This is a genomic window from Bifidobacterium jacchi (assembly GCF_009078285.1).
Taxonomy (GTDB): Bacteria; Actinomycetota; Actinomycetes; order Actinomycetales; family Bifidobacteriaceae; genus Bifidobacterium; species Bifidobacterium jacchi.
This window is the reverse complement of the sequence record NZ_RQSP01000011.1, coordinates 14135-30444: the sequence shown is the minus strand read 5'-3', so window position 1 is coordinate 30444 and position 16310 is coordinate 14135. Positions and strand designations below refer to the sequence as shown.

The window sequence follows — 16310 nt, the reverse complement described above, 5'->3', positions numbered from 1 at the left end:
AGTATATCACTGGATTTAAAATACATTTTAAATCCGCGCGAAAACCGGCTCAAAGTAAAATGCGTTTCCCTTCTTTGATGGCGGCGATGAGCTCACGTCGGTAGGCGTCGAGGAAGTCGTCCACGTCGCGCTCCGTCATCAGCACCGGCTTGGGATGCGGCGGCGTGACGCGGATCGTGCGATTGGCGGGTTCCGCGTCGCCTGCCTCCGGAGCGGATTGAGAAGCATGCCTTGGCACCGGAGCGACGGGCCGTTCATGGTCGTCAACCCTTGCCGATTCGGCCGGCGAGGAAGTGCCTGGCAGCGACTCGGCCGGTTCTGCGGACTCCGCCGGCGAGGCTGGCGAGGCTGGCGTGGTCCCGGAAGCGACCTGCCGCACGGATTGCTCCGGCTGCGCCTTCGCGGCATCCAACCGGTTGATCAGATCCAGATACAGGTCGCCGCGCACCATGTCCGCGGCCTGTCGGATGTCGGCGATGTACTTCGCATTGCCGATTCTGGATTCCGCCTCGTCGAGCATGCGCATGGCCTGCCGTTGCGCGTCCTCGCGCGCGTTGCGGTAGGAGTCGATGCCGCTGATGGACGCGCGCACGGTTGCGACCGCAGCCGATGCACGCTCGCGTTCCTTCTCCACCAAAGCATCGAGATGCTGCTGCAGTTCGGCCAGGCGTGTGCGGAACAGGTTGACCCTGTTGCCGCTGAACAGTCTCGGATCGCGCGCGATGGCGCTCACCTGGTCTCGTTCCCGATTCAGGTCGGCGGAGGCGAGCGTGAAGTTTGAATCATTGGCTTGAATCCAATCCAGGCCTTCCTCCAGCACGTCGCGCTGCGTGCCGTTGAGCACCTTGCGGATCGGATCGATCACGCTCTCCTTGTCGTCGAGCAGGTCTTCCGCATTGGGCTCTCCCGCTTCGGACGGGAAGGATTCCAGAATCCACTCCTCCGGTTTGCCGGCCACGGTCTTCACACGCTTCAGCGGCTCGGCCAGCTGGCCGACGAACACGAACCGTCCGTTGGCCGCCATCAGGTTCTCGATGCCGTGCGCCTCGTCCGACAGCCCGTCCTTGATGGCCCGTGCCATGTCCTCGTCGTCGCCGGGCAGCCGGCCGCTCGTCAGGCTGAGATATTCGCTGGCGAACTCGCGCAGCTTCCTGAGCTTGACGGCATCGTACCGCTTCGGAATCTCCACGCGAATGCTATCCGTCTTGCGCTGATTGGTCAGATATTTGACCACATCGGTGCGCGGCACGCGAGCGCTGTCGACGACAAGACGAATCCGCTCGCCGCCGTACAGGTGGCATAGGCATGCGAGCGTATCGCCCAGCGGCCAGCCGTAGGGCGCATCCTCGTAATGCTGGACGATCTCGCGCACGGTGGGCGTCAGATTCTGGCGAATCTGACCGGCCGCATAGTCGTAGACGTCCTGCGACGGCAGATCCAGGCGGTTCCTGACCGAATCGGTGCCGTTCAGCATCGAGGCCGGCGACTTGGCGTCGACGAGCACTCCGGGCAGATCCTGTTCGCGATATCCAAGGCCATCCACCATGCTGAAATTGGTGTACAGGCGGCCGATCAGCGTCTGCATCGCCTCCGTGACGACGGCGCGCGCATCGCCATGCGCCTTCGTCTCCAGCGTCGAACCGTTGTAGGCGAGCGCCGCCGAACACAGCGCCTCGGCCACCTCGCCGCGCAGTTCGCGGGTCATGGCCTCCAGGTCGGCGCGCTTGCTTTCGATGATCCGTCTGCGGGAACCCTGCTCATTGGAGTGCAGTCGAAGGTATTTCTCCGTGCGTTCGACCATGGCCACGTCATGCATCACCTTCGCCCCGTCATCGCCGAGGATCACGCGCAGCTCCTCGCGCGCGCCGGACGAGCGCAGTATCTTGGCTTCCAACGATGTGCTGTCCATCGGGGTGACGACATGCAGCGTCATCGGGTAGGCGCGGCCCTGGGCCACGCCGTCGATGGTCAGGCCGAAGTGGAACACCTGCCTGCCGCCTGGCCGACCCTGACCGTATTCGACCTGCAGCGGCATCAGATCGGTGACGATCTTTTTGAGACGGTCGCGAATCTGACGGTCGTCGATGTCGAGGTTCTTGATCTCGCTTTCGACGGCCTGCTCGTCGTTGGTCAGATACTCGTATTCGTCGCCGGTGCGATGCACATAGTTCTGCCGTTCCAGCTCGTCGAGCGTGGTCTGGATGCGCCGTTCGAGTTCCGGCAGATTCTCGCCGAACCCGCCGAGCACCAGAATGCGCAGGTTGCGCGCGTTGGCTCTGAATCCCTCGGCATGCTTGACCATGAGCAGCGCCTTGAGCAGCGGCAGCGCGAGCGCGCACAGGTCCGGGTCCAGCTCGCGTTCGGCCTCGTAGATGCGATGGTTCACCGAGCTCTGGATCGCGCCGGCGATGCCGTCATACAACGCGCTGAACGGCACCAGCGAGCCGATCGTGTCGCTTCCATGCTCCGCCAGCGCGATGCTGATCGTGGCCAGCAGCGAGCGTTCGCCCACCGAGCGATGCTGGCCGTCGAAGAATCCGGCATAGCTCATGCCGCGCATCGCCTCCTGGAAGAGCGCGAACTGGTAGTTGACGAACGGGTAGGTGGAGTCGAAATCCTCCTGCGTGCCGAATCTGAGGCTTCTGAACTGCTGCACGCCGCCTTCGCCCTGGAAGGTGAACAGGGCGTCGAGCTCGTCGCGATGCGCGCGCCACAGCGCTTCGACCGCTGTGTCTCCCCGCTCGTTCTTGGTGAGCAGACGTTTCTGGATGACCTCGGCGACGTCGGCGCTGGAGAGTTTGAGACTGACGGCGAAGCGTCCCTTGATCTTCGTGAAGTCAAGCCCCTGCTTCACCGTGCGGTCGCCGATGACGGCGTCGATGTCCTCCTGGGAGGTGACGATCACCCAGACGCGGCCGTTGGTGCGGGAGAACAGCTCCTCGGTCATGGTCTGCAGGTTGAGCATGAGGCCCGCGTCCGTGCCGACGAACTGGCCGACCTCGTCCACAAGGAAGATCAGCCGATGGCCGGCGCTCTGATGGTCGAGCCAGTCGTTCACATCGTCGGCGAAGTCGGCGATGGTCGGATGGTACTGCTTCTGATAGTCCTTCAGAATGCCCTGCACCGCGTCGCCGGTGGCTGCGGCGAACGCCTTGTCGATCCTGGCGCCGGAGAACGCGGCCTGCGTGCGGCCCCTGAGCCACGGCTTGCCGGCGACCCGTTCGAACTGGCGCGTGAATTCGTCGAGGCAGCCGTTGGCGTCGAGGTCGCGTTCCAGCTTCGCCACGTACTTGTCGGCGCCGTAGTAGCCGCGCGCCTCGTCGAACACGCGGATGAACGCGTCCATGAGCACGGTCCTGCTGCCGCGCTGCGCCTTGCTGTCGATGTTGAACAGCAGCGAGGTGGCGGGGATGCGCCCGTTGGCTTCCAGCAATCCTTCGAGCTCGTGGTTCCCCGCCTGCCGCGCCTTGGCCTTCATGATGTCGATGACCTGGCTGCGGGTGAGCGGTTCGGCTTTGTTCGACCGCATGCCGGCGGGGATGTCGCCCAGAATATGCGAGAGGATCTTCAGCAGGTGCGACTTGCCGGAGCCGAAGAAGCCGGAGATCCACACGCCGTTCGTATAGTCCGCGGACGGATCGTTGTACGTGTCGAGGAAGCGTTCGAGATTGGACTGGATCTCGTTGGTCAGCACGTATTCGTTCACCTCGTCGGCGAGGTCGCTGTCGTCGCTGGCCTTGATGACGCCGTCGATCCGGTCGTCGATGTTCTTGACGAAGATGCCCCTCAGCTGCAATGCGCTGTCGTTCATGCCATTGCTCATGCTGCTGTTCAGGCTGTCGTTCATGCTGCCGTTCATGCGCGGACTCCCTCCATGATCGCGGTGTTGAGACTGAAGGCACGGTAGTAGTTGTCGCCGTCGAGACGGCCGAACAGACGCATCACCGACACCGTCGTCGCCGTCTTCTCATAGTCCCCCGGGAAGAACAGCACCACGGGCGTATGCTCCGGGAAGACATCCTGCACGCGGTTGAGCAGCGCATGCGCGCGGATATACGGGTACACCTGGCCGATTCCGGTCAGAAACACCATATCCGCCTCATGATTCTCCGCGGCCTGCCGGTAGCGGTCTTCCAGATGCTCCTTCAGCTCATCGTTGTCGGGGCCGAGCATGCCGGCGAGCGCCCGGTAGAAATCGTCGTTCTGAAGCTCCGGCCACGCATACGGCTCGCCGGCCTGCTCGCCCGAGTATGCTCCGGCCTGGTCGCCGGCAGCCGGGGCATAGGGCTCCTCGCCGTGCATGTCGGGCTCCTGTTCGACGGCCTCGTCGAACACGTCGTCATCCTTCATGATGCGGATCGCCAGCTCATACAGGTCGATGACCAATACGGCGGGCGCGGCGTCCTGCGCATCCACCGGGTCCATGCCCTGCAGTCTGCTGACGAGGACCGGGATGCGGCGACGCACCTCCAGCTCCTGTTCGGGACGATAGGCGTAGATGAAGTTCGCCGGCTCGCCGCCGGTCTGCTCGCCGTTGCGGAAGTATCTGGAGCGCATGTACTGGAACAGACGATCAAAATCCTGTTCGATGTCGCGCGCGGCATCGTCCTGCCGCCGCGGCAGTCGCCGCGCCTCCCCCTGCGCACCATGCGTGTCATCGCCGAGGCTCATCGTCCTTCGTCTCCTCTCACAGTCGTCCATGCCATTCGCCGTCGTCGCCGCCCTTCCTTGCCTTTGATTGCCGTCGCCGCCCTCTGCCGCTTCTGTTGCCGGCATCATCGCCGAGCCGAGACGTCACGTCAATCTCGCCTCGCTGTGTTCCGAATATGCGGCTCAAGCGTTCCGCATGGGAAAGAACAGCATCGAATCCGGCCTGCCATCCAGCATACTCAGCACGGTGCCGCTCAGCAGCGAGGGCAGTATCGTGTTGTCGCGCGCATCCAGCAGATCGGCCTCGACCATGGCCTTGAACAGGTTGGCGCGCAGCTTGTTCGCGGTCGCCGGCGTCAGCTCCTCCAATTCGGGATGCCACATGGCCTTCGCCCGGATGAACCGGTCATAATCCTCACGGGTCAGCGACAGCAGTCCCATCAGATAGCGATCGCGAACCACTTCGGCGGCGAACTGGCCGATCAGCGCATAGTAGCGGCACATCGCCACCCACATCAGCGCACGGCAGTCATTCGCCGTGGTGCCCTCGTCGGCAAGAAAGCGGATCTCCTCCCCGCTCAGCGCGCTGAGGCGCTTGAGCACCTCGCTCACCATGCGCGCGCTCGCCGACTGCGTGCGGATGGACAGCGCGTTGGAGTCGATGGCCCGTCTGCGAATGCGCAGCACGCGCTCCCCCAGTTCGACGCGCATCGGATCAGCGGCGGACTCAGCACCGGCGGCGGGCGCGGTATCAGCGACGAATGCGGCATCGCGCACCAGCATCGAGGCGAGAACGCGTCCCTGCGGCGCAAGCAGTCCCCCGACCGTGAAGGACAGCCGATATCGTTCGTTCCGCCCGGTCTCGGCACCATACGAACCCGCCATGCGTCCTCCTCGCCTGTGGTCGATCACAAGAATATGCCATCGTATCCCCGAGCCGCGATATGCCGGCAAATGTCACGGCAACGACAACGCAGCGCCGACTCAGCTGCGGCTGTCTATTGTAAAGGCATGGATGCTGATGAACCACCCGGCAGTCATGCTATTTCAAAGCTGAGAGGCTGTTTTGGCCTATTACGGCAGTCTATCTGCAAACTGAGAGGCTACGCGACCGCATGCCGGCCATGCAATTTGGCCACAAACGGCGTAACCACCATGAATTATCCGTTCATGACAGCCTCTCAGTTTAGAGATAGACTGCCGTTGCACCGCAAAACAGCCTCTCAGTTTAGAGATAGGACACCGAACAATGCAGCTCCCACCATTCCAGCCTCCTTGCCCGCGTCTCCGATTCCATTGTCCACTCAGCACCTCGCGCTCAGGCGCGTGAAGGTCGGGTAGACTAGGCCGTGGACCTGCGGTGCGCAGCACCGCGGAGACGAACGGAACCCAGCAGGAAGCGAGGAGCACTCCATGACTGACTTTCCCGGCACCGATGCCATGACCGAATCCATGCAATCCACCGCCGTCACCGATGTGATCTTCGATTTCTGCGGCGTGCTGCTCGACTGGCAGACGCGCGCCTGCCTGACCGGCCACTACCTCGAGCCGGTCGTCGAGGCGATCTGCGCGCCCGACGATCCGCATGGCTTCTTCCGCTACGAGGATCGCATGGACGCGGGCGAGGACTTCGCCGACATCTACCCGGACGTGGTGCGCGAGCAGGGCGAGGACATCGCCGCGATATTCCGCTACTACATCGAGCACTACGGCGACGCGCTGCCGCGCATCCTGCCCGGCATGGAGCAGCTGCTGGCCGATCTCAAACGCCACGGCTACGGCGTGTGGGGATTGACGAACTGGTCGCATGAGACGTTCCACATCGCCTTCGACAAGTTCCCGCAGCTCGAACGTCTGCTCGACGGCACGGTCGTCTCCGGCGTCGAGAAGATGCACAAGCCGAACGCCGACATCTACGAGCTCGCATTGCACCGCTTCGGCCTGACCGCCGAGCGCTGCGTCTTCTTCGACGACACCGCGAGGAACGTGGTCGGCGCGAACGAGGTCGGCATCCACGGCGTGCTGTTCGACAACGCCCTGCAGGCGCGGCAGGCGCTCACCTCGCTCGGCGTGCGACTGTAGCGCTGCATCGAACCCCTGCGCCCGCCCCGTCCGTCGCCGCGCGCGCTTCGCGTGGCACACGGCTGCACGGCGGCGGGCAGGGTGGCTGCACGGCTGCACGATCGCACGGCTGCACGGCTACATGAACGTGAACCAGGCTGCGGTGTCCCACCATGTGCGCGTGGGCATGTTCATGTCGTCCATGAACTGTTTGAAGAACAGGAACGCGGCCGCGAGCGCGATCGCGGCCGTCAGGAAGCCGATGACAAGCCGGTGCATCATCGTGCGATAGCGCGTCGCGTCCGCCGCACCACTATCCGCGGAATCCTCGCCAATCGCGCCGTCCGTGGGATTCGTCGCCGCGTCGATGACCAGCAGCAGCACGGTGAACGCCATCATGATCGTCCATGTGAAGTCGATCTCGTAGCGGAAATCGACGCCGGTGATGCGCGCGTTGATCAGGTAGATGAGCAGCGCCGCGACCAGCGAACCGTGGAAGAGACCAGCGATGCGGATGCGGCGCAGCATGCGCATCCACAGCGGCGCGACGAACAGCAGCAGTGCGAACGGCGCGGTGGTCATGAGGAATCCGCCGAAGTTGGGATGCTCGGATCGCCATGTCGTCACCGGAATGCCGACCTGGTTGACGAACGGGAACTGCGCGGTCAGATTCGGCGGCTGAAGGAAGTAGTAGAACGTGAACGACACGTACTGCGCAAGGGGCGCGTGGAAGTTGGTCATGTCGTATCCGGTGAGATTGTAGTTCGCGCCGAAGTCGAACAGCGAGCCGAATCGCGCCTTGTTGTATACCAGCTGCGGGATGATCACCGCAAGATACGGCACGATCACGCACAGCCAGGCCCTCGCCTCGCGCAGCAGCGCGGGATGGCGACGCCGGCCGGCTGTGGCTCCCGCGCCGGCAGAAGCGACGCGCTTACCGCGCTTGCCGAGCTTGCCGCCCGCGCCGCGCAGCTCGCGCACGCCGTCGACCCACATGCGGCGGATGTCGTCCCAGAACAGCGGAATCGCTATGAACGTGGCGAGCACGGTCTGCGGGCGGCTGGCGACCGTCAGCGCCATGAGCAGCGAGCCGGCCGCAAGCCACGGCAGACTCAGCCCGCGCAGCTTCGATTCGATCCAGCATGCGAGCGCGCCCATGGCGAGCGCCATCGCCAGCTCCTGCGGGATCTGGTAGAAGTAGCCGAGTTGGATGAGGATCGGCACGCCGGTGCCGAGGAACGCGCACGCGCCGGCGATCAGCACCGCGCCGAGATGCACCCGCGTGCCGCCGCGCCGGGCGACGAGCCGCGCGATCTGGATGACGAGCAGCATCGAGGCGATGGTGACGAGCACGGCGCAGATGCCGATCGCCGTGTTGGTGCGCAGGTTCATGCCGGTGATCGCGCGGAACGGCGCGAACATGACGAGCGCCGGCAGCACGCCGAAGTAGCTGTAGTAGCGTCCGTCGTGGAACGCCACGTCGAAGTAGACGGGCACCGACCGGTTCGATAGGGCCACGTCGGTGCGCGCCCGCGTGTCGTACGGGTTGCTCATCGCCGCAAGGTCGGGGTTGACCGGATAGTCGAGGTCGGCGCGGCCGTCGAGCAGGGATTCGCCCATGCGCTGGTATTGGTCGGATGCCTGATAGGAGGCGAAGAAATCCCAGTATGCGGGCTGCTCGTGCTCGGGTGGCGCCGCCATCGAGAACAGGCCGAGCACGAGCGCGCATTCGACCGCGACGAGCGCGACGACCGCGATCGCGCACGCCTTGTCGCGCATCGAGAACGTGCGCCGGTGGAGTCGCGAGCCGGGGCGGAACGCGAGGATCGCGGCGGCGATGAGCAGTTCGAGCGCGAGACGGCGCATGTCGAAGCTCATCGGCACGCGCGGGTTGACCGTGTACGTGGTGAAGGGCACGCGCCCGCCGGGGTCCATCTGGTAGCGGATGCGCACATGGGTCGCGCCGCCGCCCACATGCGAGTAGCGCGACATTGCGGAGGACGGCGAGTAGCCGACGATCGCGTTGGCGTCGTACCAGCCGCCGTCGGTGTCCTTCATCGTGGAGATCGACCAGCGCACGTCGTTGCCCTGCCCGGTGCGCTCGGCGGGGCCGGGGTTGACGTACAGGTAGTCGATCGGCGCGTTGCTGGACAGGTCGCGATAGGCGGTTTCCGGGTCGGTGATGTAGGCGGTGCCGTCCGCCTCGATGGTCAGCCCCGGTCCGGCCGCGCCTTCGATGGCCGGCTGCGGGGTGGCGCCGCGCGTCTGCCAGTAGGGCATGTTGAAGACGAACAGTTCGAGGATGGCGATGATGATGATCGCGACGGCGAAGGGGGCCGATTCGCGCAGCAGTCGCCGATGGCGTGATGGGCGTGCGTGGGCGTCGTCGGACGCGCTTGTGAGCGGTGCCTTGGTCATCGTGTCCTTCCCTAGTCGCTGTGATTGCTGTGCTGATCGTTGTCGTGATCGCTGCGATCGTCGTCCTGTCTGCGTTGCATTCATCACCGTGCGATCACCGTGCGATCGTCGTCATCATATCCGGATCGCCCATCATCCATTGTCTGAACCCATCGCCTGAACCCGTCATCCCCGTAATACCCGTCATCCGTCGCCTGAATTCGTCATCCGGCGTCCTTGAGCGAGTGGATGAACGTGCGGTCGATGAGGCGCGTCGCGAACAGCACCGCCAGATACGCCGCGTACAGCACGGCATAGCAGAGCGCAAGCAGTGCGAAATAGCGGATGTGCACCGTCTGGTCGGCAATGTGCAGCGCCGCCCACACGGCCGCGTTGACGGCGACGACCACCCATGCGCGGGCGGTCATCACGTCGGCGAAGCGCGCCCGCAGCCGCAGATACGAGATCGTCATCGTCACGAACGTGCAGATCATGCTGGAGGCGGCGACGACGGTGATGCCGCCGAAGCGGGCGGCCGCGGCGAACACCGGCAGCACGACGATCAGCGAGGTGATCGACAGCACGTCGGAGAAGTGCGTGTCCTTCTCGGCGTTGAGGATCATGTTGAACACGACGGTCATGCCCATGAAGAAGCCGGACAACGCGAGGCACGACAGGGCGGGCGCGGCGACGGCGAAGTCGTCGCGATAGAACGCCGACAGCAGGCCCTCGGCCGTGGCGGAGATCGTCACCGCGATCGGCAGCACGAACGCGAACGCGACGAGCACGAGATCGCGTGCCTTGCCGACCGCCTTCGCGCGGGAGGCGGCGCCAGCGGCGAGTAGACGCGAAACGACCGGCAGAATCACCACGGCGAACGCCTGCAGCAGGTAGTAGGTGGTCTTGCCGAAGTTCACGGCCCCCGTATAGTAGCCGGTCATCGACGCGGGCGTGACAAGCGCCTTGACGACGAGCGTGTCGGCGCTCAGAATCAGCGACGCCATGATGAAGAACAGCGAGAACGAGAACGTGTCGCGGACCACCTCGCGCCATGCGATGCGCCGCGTCGCGCGGGTTTCGCCCGACGCGCCACCTCCGCCAGTGCCGCCCGCACTGCTGCGCGACAGTGTCAGGAACATCACGCCGCCGACCGCAATGGTGACGATCATGGACGACAGGTACCCCACTTCGACGCCCATCGCCGGATCATGCGGGAACGCGACGAGAATCAGCGGGATCGTGCCGAGTTTGATCAGCGAATAGAACGTGTACAGCGACGCGCTGCGACCGAAGTGCTGGAGTCCCTCGTTGATGCCGAGCATGATGATGTACAGTCCGTTGGCGGGAAGCAGGAACGCGGCCATGCGGAAGTAGCCGGTCAGATCGTCGTCGTTGAGCGCGCCGGCGAGCAGCGGGGCGCCGGCGAAGTCGACGATGAAGAACAGCGCGATGACGGCGGCCTGCACGACAAGCGCCTTGACGATGGTGTCGCGCACGTCGTATCGCCGCGACGCCAGGTTGCGTGCCAGCGACTGGCGGGCGCCGTTGCTGGTGAACAGATATTCGAAGTCAAGCACGGTGATGATCGTGCCGACCACGCCGTAGCCGGCCGCCGACGCGTAGCCGCCGACGAAGAAGTGGATCGCATAGCCGCACACGAAGAACGTCACGTTGCCGATGAGATTGAGCACTAGTCCTCGTCGCATGTCGAATCCCCTTTCCCAAGCGGCGTGCGCGCTTCGTTCGGCATGCGCACCCCGTGCGATGCGCCCTGGCGGGCGGTGCGTAGGCGGGCGGCGCGCAGGATGCACAGATAGAACGGCACCATGAACAGCGCCCACAGCATGTATCGGGTCGCCGTCGGCTTGAGCGGCACCGATATCGCGCTCGGCAGCAGGGCGAGCAGCGACCAGACGAGCGGCATGGCGGCGGTCCACGGGCATGCCGCCGCGTCGGGGCGCTGCGTTGCGTCGCGGTCGCCGGCGCTTCGGCACGGCGAGCCGGAGCGCAAGCCGCGACGACGCCGGCCGCCGGCCGCGCAGAACAGCAGGAACAGCGGCATGAGGAACGTCCACACCGCCGTATAGGTGAGCGCCGAAACCACCGGAATGGCGCACAGCGCGTCCCATACGGCCGCCGCCGCGCGCTGCCCGCCCGTGTTCGCATACGGCGTGAACGCATACGGCGGGGTCGGGTCGGTCTGCTGATCCAGAGCGCGGTTCAACGCGGCGAACGGATGGCTGACCGGATTCCACGTCTGCATGAGCATCTGGTTGCCGATCGCGCCGGGCGCGGCATCGCGCACCATGTCAAGATCGAACGGCGCGTCGGCGTTGACCAGCGGCGTGCGTCGCAACGAGAACCAGCCGGATTCGAGGGATGCGAACGCATTGAGATACGGCATCGGATCGCGCGCGCCCTGCGCCGCCCACACGCGCAGATAGTCGCCGACCGCGTCCGCGCTGGAATCGCGCAGCTCGTATTGGATGATCGGGTCCGCCAGATACGGGTTGTACAGGTATGGCATCGCGGCCGACGACACCTCGTTGACGCGGTCGATGGCGGCACGCTCCTGCGCGGTCGCCTCGTCGGCGTGGTCAAGCATCCAACGGGCGGTCATCTGCATGGGCACGACAAGCGCCTGATTCGCATCCTCGCGGGCGATGGGCACGACCAAGCGCACGGCGGCCGGCACGCCGACCGCGGATATGATCAGCGTGGCCGCCGTCAGCAATACGGCAATCAGACGCAGCCGGATGCCGCAGCCTCGCGGTTTTCCGTGGTTCCAGGCGGTTTTCAGTGAGGTGAACGGGAGTGCGGCGAGCGAGAGGACGACCACGTAGAGTCCCGTCGCGCTGGTCGCGGCGGTGAGCACCGACACGCACAGCAGGGCCGCGCACCATCGCGCGGAACGCAATGCGGCGAGTCTGGTGCGGGCGGTCTCGACGACCATCAGCAGCCACGGGATGAGCACGACCTGATGCAGCGTGTCCTTGACGATCGACATCGTGAAGATGGGAAACGCGGGAAACACGGCGAAGAAGACGAACATGGCCGTTGCGGCCGCGCGCCCGGCGCCGATGCGGTGGACATACAGGCAGATCGCCGACAATCCCAGGCAGGTGGCGGCAAGCTGGACGATCACATAGACCGCGAGCCCGTTCTGATAATCGCCGGTCAGCCGCTCTCCCAGCCATGCGACGCCGCCGAAGACGAGCGTGTCGAGTGGCGGATGATGCGACGAGATCGTGCCGATCGGCTGCCCGTATGCGGAGATGCCGAGGAACTGGGCGATCTGATCGCCGGTGTCGAACCAGATAGTGCCGGGCAGCAGCATGATCACGTACGGCAGCCAGCATGCCGCCATCAGCGCGGTGGCGGCGAGCAGGCGGCCGAGTCGGCCGCGCCCGCGCCACCAGCGCAGCGCGCGTTCTGCGGCCGCGTGAATCGCGGCACGCAGCGCAGTGCGCGGACGGAGCGCATCGCGAACGGAACGCCCGCGCCGAGCCAGCAGCAGCCGCTCCCCCGCGGCGAACAGCATGGCAAGCAGACAGAACAGCAGTGCGATGCGAAGCATGAAAAGCAGATCAAACGGGCCGATGTCGGCATGCGTGGCCGCGTTGTCGGCCATGACGACGACGGCCGCGCCCGCCAGACAGACGAGGATCCTTGGTACACCGGACGGAGCAAAGCCGTCGATAAGCGTGCGTCGACCTTGGGCGAGCATGTGAGAACCGTGGGCGAGCATGCGCGGACCAGCCGATATGAATCTCATCGGCCCGCATCCCTGGCGTCAGTCATCACGTCGTCAGCCTCCAACCCAGGCGCCGCTGCGCCCCACGCCCCGACACATGCCCCGCGCCCGGCACAATGCCGCATCGCAGACGATACGTCACATAGCGTACCCGAGTCGACTACGTTGTATCGCGGATTTCAGCAAGAATTCACCAACGCGAAGCGCTCAGGTAACGCCGGGGGCGGGATGCGCGTGCGCGTGCGCGTGCGGGGTGAGCGTGCGGGGTGAGCGTGCGCAGAAGCTAAAGCGCATGGGAATCGGGCATGCGCGAATCGCGCGTATGTCGCCATGCTCCTTAGACTGGAATGCATGGCTTTAACTATTGGAATCGTCGGTCTGCCGAACGTCGGCAAGTCCACCATGTTCAACGCGCTGACGCGCAACAACGTTCTCGCGGAAAACTATCCGTTCGCAACGATCGAGCCGAACACCGGCATCGTGCCGCTTCCCGACAAGCGGCTCGCCGTGCTCGCCGATCTGGTGCACACCGAGAAGATCGTGCCCGCCACCGTCACGTTCGTCGACATCGCCGGCATCGTCAAGGGCGCCTCCGAGGGCGAGGGTCTGGGCAACAAGTTCCTCGCGAACATCCGCGAGGCGGACGCGATCTGCGAGGTCGTGCGCGCGTTCAAGGACGACGACATCGTGCACGTCAACGGCAGGGTCGATCCGGCCGACGACATCGACACCATCAACACCGAGCTGATTCTCGCGGACCTGCAGACCATCGAGAACGCGCTACCCAAGCTGGAGAAGGACCTGCGCGGCAAGAAGATCGAGCCGGCGTATCTTGATGCCGTCAAGGAGGCGCAGCGGATCCTCGGCAACGGCGAGACGCTCGACAAGGCCGCGCGCGAAGGCCGCTTCGACAAGGATTCCGTCTACGACCTGCATCTGATGACCGCCAAGCCGTTCATCTACGTGTTCAACGTGGACGACGACGAGCTGTCGAACGACGAGCTCAAGAAGCAGCTCGCCGCATCGGTCGCGCCCGCGCCGGCCGTGTTCCTCAACGCCCAGTTCGAGGCCGATCTGACCGATCTCGATGAGGCGGATGCCCGCGAGATGCTTGAGGACGCCGGTCTCAAGGAATCCGGCCTCGATCAGCTGGCCCGCGTCGGATTCGACATTCTCGGTCTTCAGACGTTCCTGACCGCAGGCGTCAAGGAGGTGCGCGCCTGGCAGATCCACAAGGGCTGGACCGCCCCGCAGGCCGCCGGCGTGATCCACACCGACTTCGAGAAGGGCTTCATCAAGGCCGACATCGTCTCCTACGACGATTTCGTGGCCGCGAACGGCTCGATGGTGCAGATCAAGGAGGAGGGCAAGCTCCGCCAGGAGGGCCGCGACTACGTGATGCAGGACGGCGACATCGTCGAGTTCAAGTTTAACGTGAGCAAGTGACCGATGGATGACGGGGAGGCCTTGTTGTCGTCTGATACGCTGAACGGAGATGCTGGATGCCGGAGCTGAGCAGGTTCTTCGGAATCATCATTCGCAAGATGCATCAGGACGGGACGAGCATCACAAGAGCCGCACGTTCATGTGTATTATGGCGATTCCGATCACGAGGAATTGGTTTCAGTCTGATTCGCGTGATGCTGGTGGGCTTTCGGGCAACTCGAAGGCCCACCAGCCTCCGCTGCGCGTGCACACGGCGGTGGTGTCCACCGATCCGCTCATTGTTGCATGCTTCTTTCGACTTTATCGCAGGAATTGCTCGCGGGCCTTCTCCGACAGCGAGTATCGGATCGGCCTCTTGCCGTGCTCCTGAAGAAGCCCGAGGCCGAGCAACCCGTTGACCGCGCTCATGAGCCTGGTGTTCCCGACCTTGAGCCATGAGCACAATCCCTTGCGGGAGACCGGGAGGGGATCGTTGTCGAACAGTTCCGCCTGCAGCAGGTAGAACAGGATGTTCTTCTGGTCGGTGGAGGCCTGCTCCCTTTCGGCGTATCCTTCAAGCCTTTCGCGGGCCGCCGTCAAGCAGTTCCACTTATCCCCCAGATCGGAGATGATGTTCTTCTGCGCGGTGATGATGAACTTCACCATCCGGTAGCAGAACAGAGACACGTCGGAGCAGTTCAACGGGAACTGGGCGTCGTCGAACGCCTTGTAATACCGACCTTTGGCATCGGCTATGACCGGGCTGAGCGAGATCGCGGTGGGAACGCTCAGATGCTTGCTCAGCTGCAACGCCAGCAGGAATCGTCCCGTTCTCCCGTTGCCGTCATAGAACGGGTGGATGTATTCGAAGGCGTAATGGCACATCACCGCCCGGAGCACCGGCGGAATGCTTTGGTCGGCGATCAGGGCAATCCATTGGGTGAGCTGTACCTGTATCTGTGATTCGGGATACGTGCCGTCATGGATTTTGCGCCCGCTGCCGTCATCCCATACGCTGACCGTTCCCTTGCGGAACAGCATGCCGTCGGGCTTGTCCTTGTCGGCTATCTCACCGTTCACGACCTGATCGTAGATGCTTCTGATGTCCTTGAGATCGTGGGGCAGTCCGAGCCTTCCTCCCTCCTCGCCGGACAGCCCGAGAAACAGCTGCGCGAACTCGGCAAGCCGCTTGTGAGGGCCTGAGCCTGCGGCCGATTCCAGTGCGTCGGCTATCTCCTTACGCGTGGTGTGCACCCCCTCGATGGTGTTGGTGCTTTGCATCTCGGCACCGATGAGGTCGAACAGGTATGCCCGCTTGGCGAGGTTCGGCAGGCTGTTCCACAGCGACTCCACTTTCACTTCGAGTTCCCTGACGGTGTCGAGCGCCGTGCAGAGCTCTCTGAAGCACACGGCGAACATCTCATGTCCATCGAACATGATCCCGGAGCGAAACGTGGACCATCCGTTAATCCGTGACTCGTACTCTTGCTGCGCCGCTTCCACCGGTCTGCGCGTGGATCGTGACATGCCGATGGTCTGCCTGATGCTTTTGTAATCCAATCCCCTTATCACCTCGTTTCGCCGTGCATCAACGCTTAGAATAAGCATATTACTCTTCTATGCATCGAAAACACCGAAAATCGGCGTATAGCCTTGGAATCATAATGGTTCCACGGTGCCTGTCTATACTGATGGCAGTTGCTCGCGCCAAGGGCGTGGTGGCGGAACCCGGTTTGGCCTCGCGAGACAACCATACCGGGCGCATCCTCGGTCCGGCCCCGCTGTTCGACCATAACATGTCGTTGTTCAAGAACGACATGCGCGCCGACTGGGAGTCCGGCGCGTGGACGCCGCGGGTGTTGTCCGAGCGTCAGCCGTCGGGCTCGCGCATGACGTTCCGCGACCAGTGCGCGGCTATCATGGGCGCCAGCCAGCATGAGATGCTGCGCAAGGCATTGGACGTCACGTTGGAGAACGACCCGGCCTATCCGCTAGAGCATGGTCGCATCGAAGCGCTGAACGA

Annotated in this window: 9 protein-coding genes and 1 pseudogene; 3 read left to right on the top strand and 7 right to left on the bottom strand. The window is 64.1% G+C overall.

The features are described 5' to 3' along the window. Positions 1–49: 49 nt before the first annotated feature. From brxC to EHS19_RS04600, 3 genes are all read right to left on the bottom strand, one after another. Complete coding sequence (brxC, locus tag EHS19_RS04610; protein WP_151916615.1) at positions 50–3859, bottom strand: BREX system P-loop protein BrxC; 3810 nt, start codon at positions 3857–3859, stop codon at positions 50–52. After that, the gene (locus EHS19_RS04605; protein WP_175578306.1) at positions 3856–4671 is read right to left on the bottom strand and encodes a DUF1788 domain-containing protein; all 816 of its coding nucleotides are present in this window, start codon (positions 4669–4671) and stop codon (positions 3856–3858) included. Before EHS19_RS04605 ends, brxC begins: the two co-directional genes overlap by 4 nt. A 162-nt stretch (positions 4672–4833) precedes the next feature. Then, complete coding sequence (locus EHS19_RS04600; RefSeq protein WP_151916613.1) at positions 4834–5535, bottom strand: DUF1819 family protein; 702 nt, start codon at positions 5533–5535, stop codon at positions 4834–4836. 567 nt (positions 5536–6102) lie between these two features. Between EHS19_RS04600 and EHS19_RS04595 the strand changes: the two genes are divergently transcribed. After that, positions 6103–6732 carry an HAD family hydrolase gene (locus tag EHS19_RS04595; RefSeq protein ID WP_151916643.1) on the top strand — a complete coding sequence of 210 codons (630 nt, stop codon included), beginning with the start codon at positions 6103–6105 and terminating at the stop codon, positions 6730–6732. Positions 6733–6849: 117 nt separating this feature from the next. Here EHS19_RS04595 and EHS19_RS04590 read toward each other — a convergent pair whose 3' ends face one another. From EHS19_RS04590 to EHS19_RS04580, 3 genes are all read right to left on the bottom strand, one after another. Next, complete coding sequence (locus tag EHS19_RS04590; RefSeq protein ID WP_151916612.1) at positions 6850–9129, bottom strand: hypothetical protein; 2280 nt, start codon at positions 9127–9129, stop codon at positions 6850–6852. A 203-nt stretch (positions 9130–9332) separates the two neighbouring features. Next, positions 9333–10814: an MATE family efflux transporter gene (locus EHS19_RS04585; RefSeq protein ID WP_151916611.1), complete on the bottom strand. Its 1482-nt coding sequence runs from the start codon at positions 10812–10814 to the stop codon at positions 9333–9335. Next, on the bottom strand, positions 10799–12883 hold the full coding sequence (locus tag EHS19_RS04580) for a DUF6020 family protein (protein WP_151916610.1): 2085 nt from the start codon (positions 12881–12883) through the stop codon (positions 10799–10801). Before EHS19_RS04580 ends, EHS19_RS04585 begins: the two co-directional genes overlap by 16 nt. Before the next feature lie 330 nt (positions 12884–13213). On the opposite strand from EHS19_RS04580, the gene ychF reads away from it, so the two are divergent. Then, the gene (gene ychF, locus EHS19_RS04575) at positions 13214–14308 is read left to right on the top strand and encodes a redox-regulated ATPase YchF (protein ID WP_151916609.1); all 1095 of its coding nucleotides are present in this window, start codon (positions 13214–13216) and stop codon (positions 14306–14308) included. A 300-nt stretch (positions 14309–14608) separates the two neighbouring features. On the opposite strand, the gene EHS19_RS04570 is transcribed toward ychF, so the two are convergent. Next, positions 14609–15724, bottom strand: coding sequence for a Fic family protein (locus EHS19_RS04570; RefSeq protein WP_241677079.1), 1116 nt, complete (start codon positions 15722–15724; stop codon positions 14609–14611). A 254-nt stretch (positions 15725–15978) separates the two neighbouring features. Between EHS19_RS04570 and EHS19_RS04565 the strand changes: the two are divergent. Continuing rightward, positions 15979–16310, top strand: a pseudogene (locus EHS19_RS04565) (hypothetical protein); the annotation flags it as partial.

Coding starts and splice junctions, on each gene's coding strand:
- brxC (WP_151916615.1), bottom strand. CDS start 3,859: ATGAACGGCAGCATGAACGACAGCCTGAACAGCAGCATGAGCAATGGC.
- EHS19_RS04605 (WP_175578306.1), bottom strand. CDS start 4,671: ATGAGCCTCGGCGATGACACGCATGGTGCGCAGGGGGAGGCGCGGCGA.
- EHS19_RS04600 (WP_151916613.1), bottom strand. CDS start 5,535: ATGGCGGGTTCGTATGGTGCCGAGACCGGGCGGAACGAACGATATCGG.
- EHS19_RS04595 (WP_151916643.1), top strand. CDS start 6,103: ATGCAATCCACCGCCGTCACCGATGTGATCTTCGATTTCTGCGGCGTG.
- EHS19_RS04590 (WP_151916612.1), bottom strand. CDS start 9,129: ATGACCAAGGCACCGCTCACAAGCGCGTCCGACGACGCCCACGCACGC.
- EHS19_RS04585 (WP_151916611.1), bottom strand. CDS start 10,814: ATGCGACGAGGACTAGTGCTCAATCTCATCGGCAACGTGACGTTCTTC.
- EHS19_RS04580 (WP_151916610.1), bottom strand. CDS start 12,883: ATGAGATTCATATCGGCTGGTCCGCGCATGCTCGCCCACGGTTCTCAC.
- ychF (WP_151916609.1), top strand. CDS start 13,214: ATGGCTTTAACTATTGGAATCGTCGGTCTGCCGAACGTCGGCAAGTCC.
- EHS19_RS04570 (WP_241677079.1), bottom strand. CDS start 15,724: ATGTTCGATGGACATGAGATGTTCGCCGTGTGCTTCAGAGAGCTCTGC.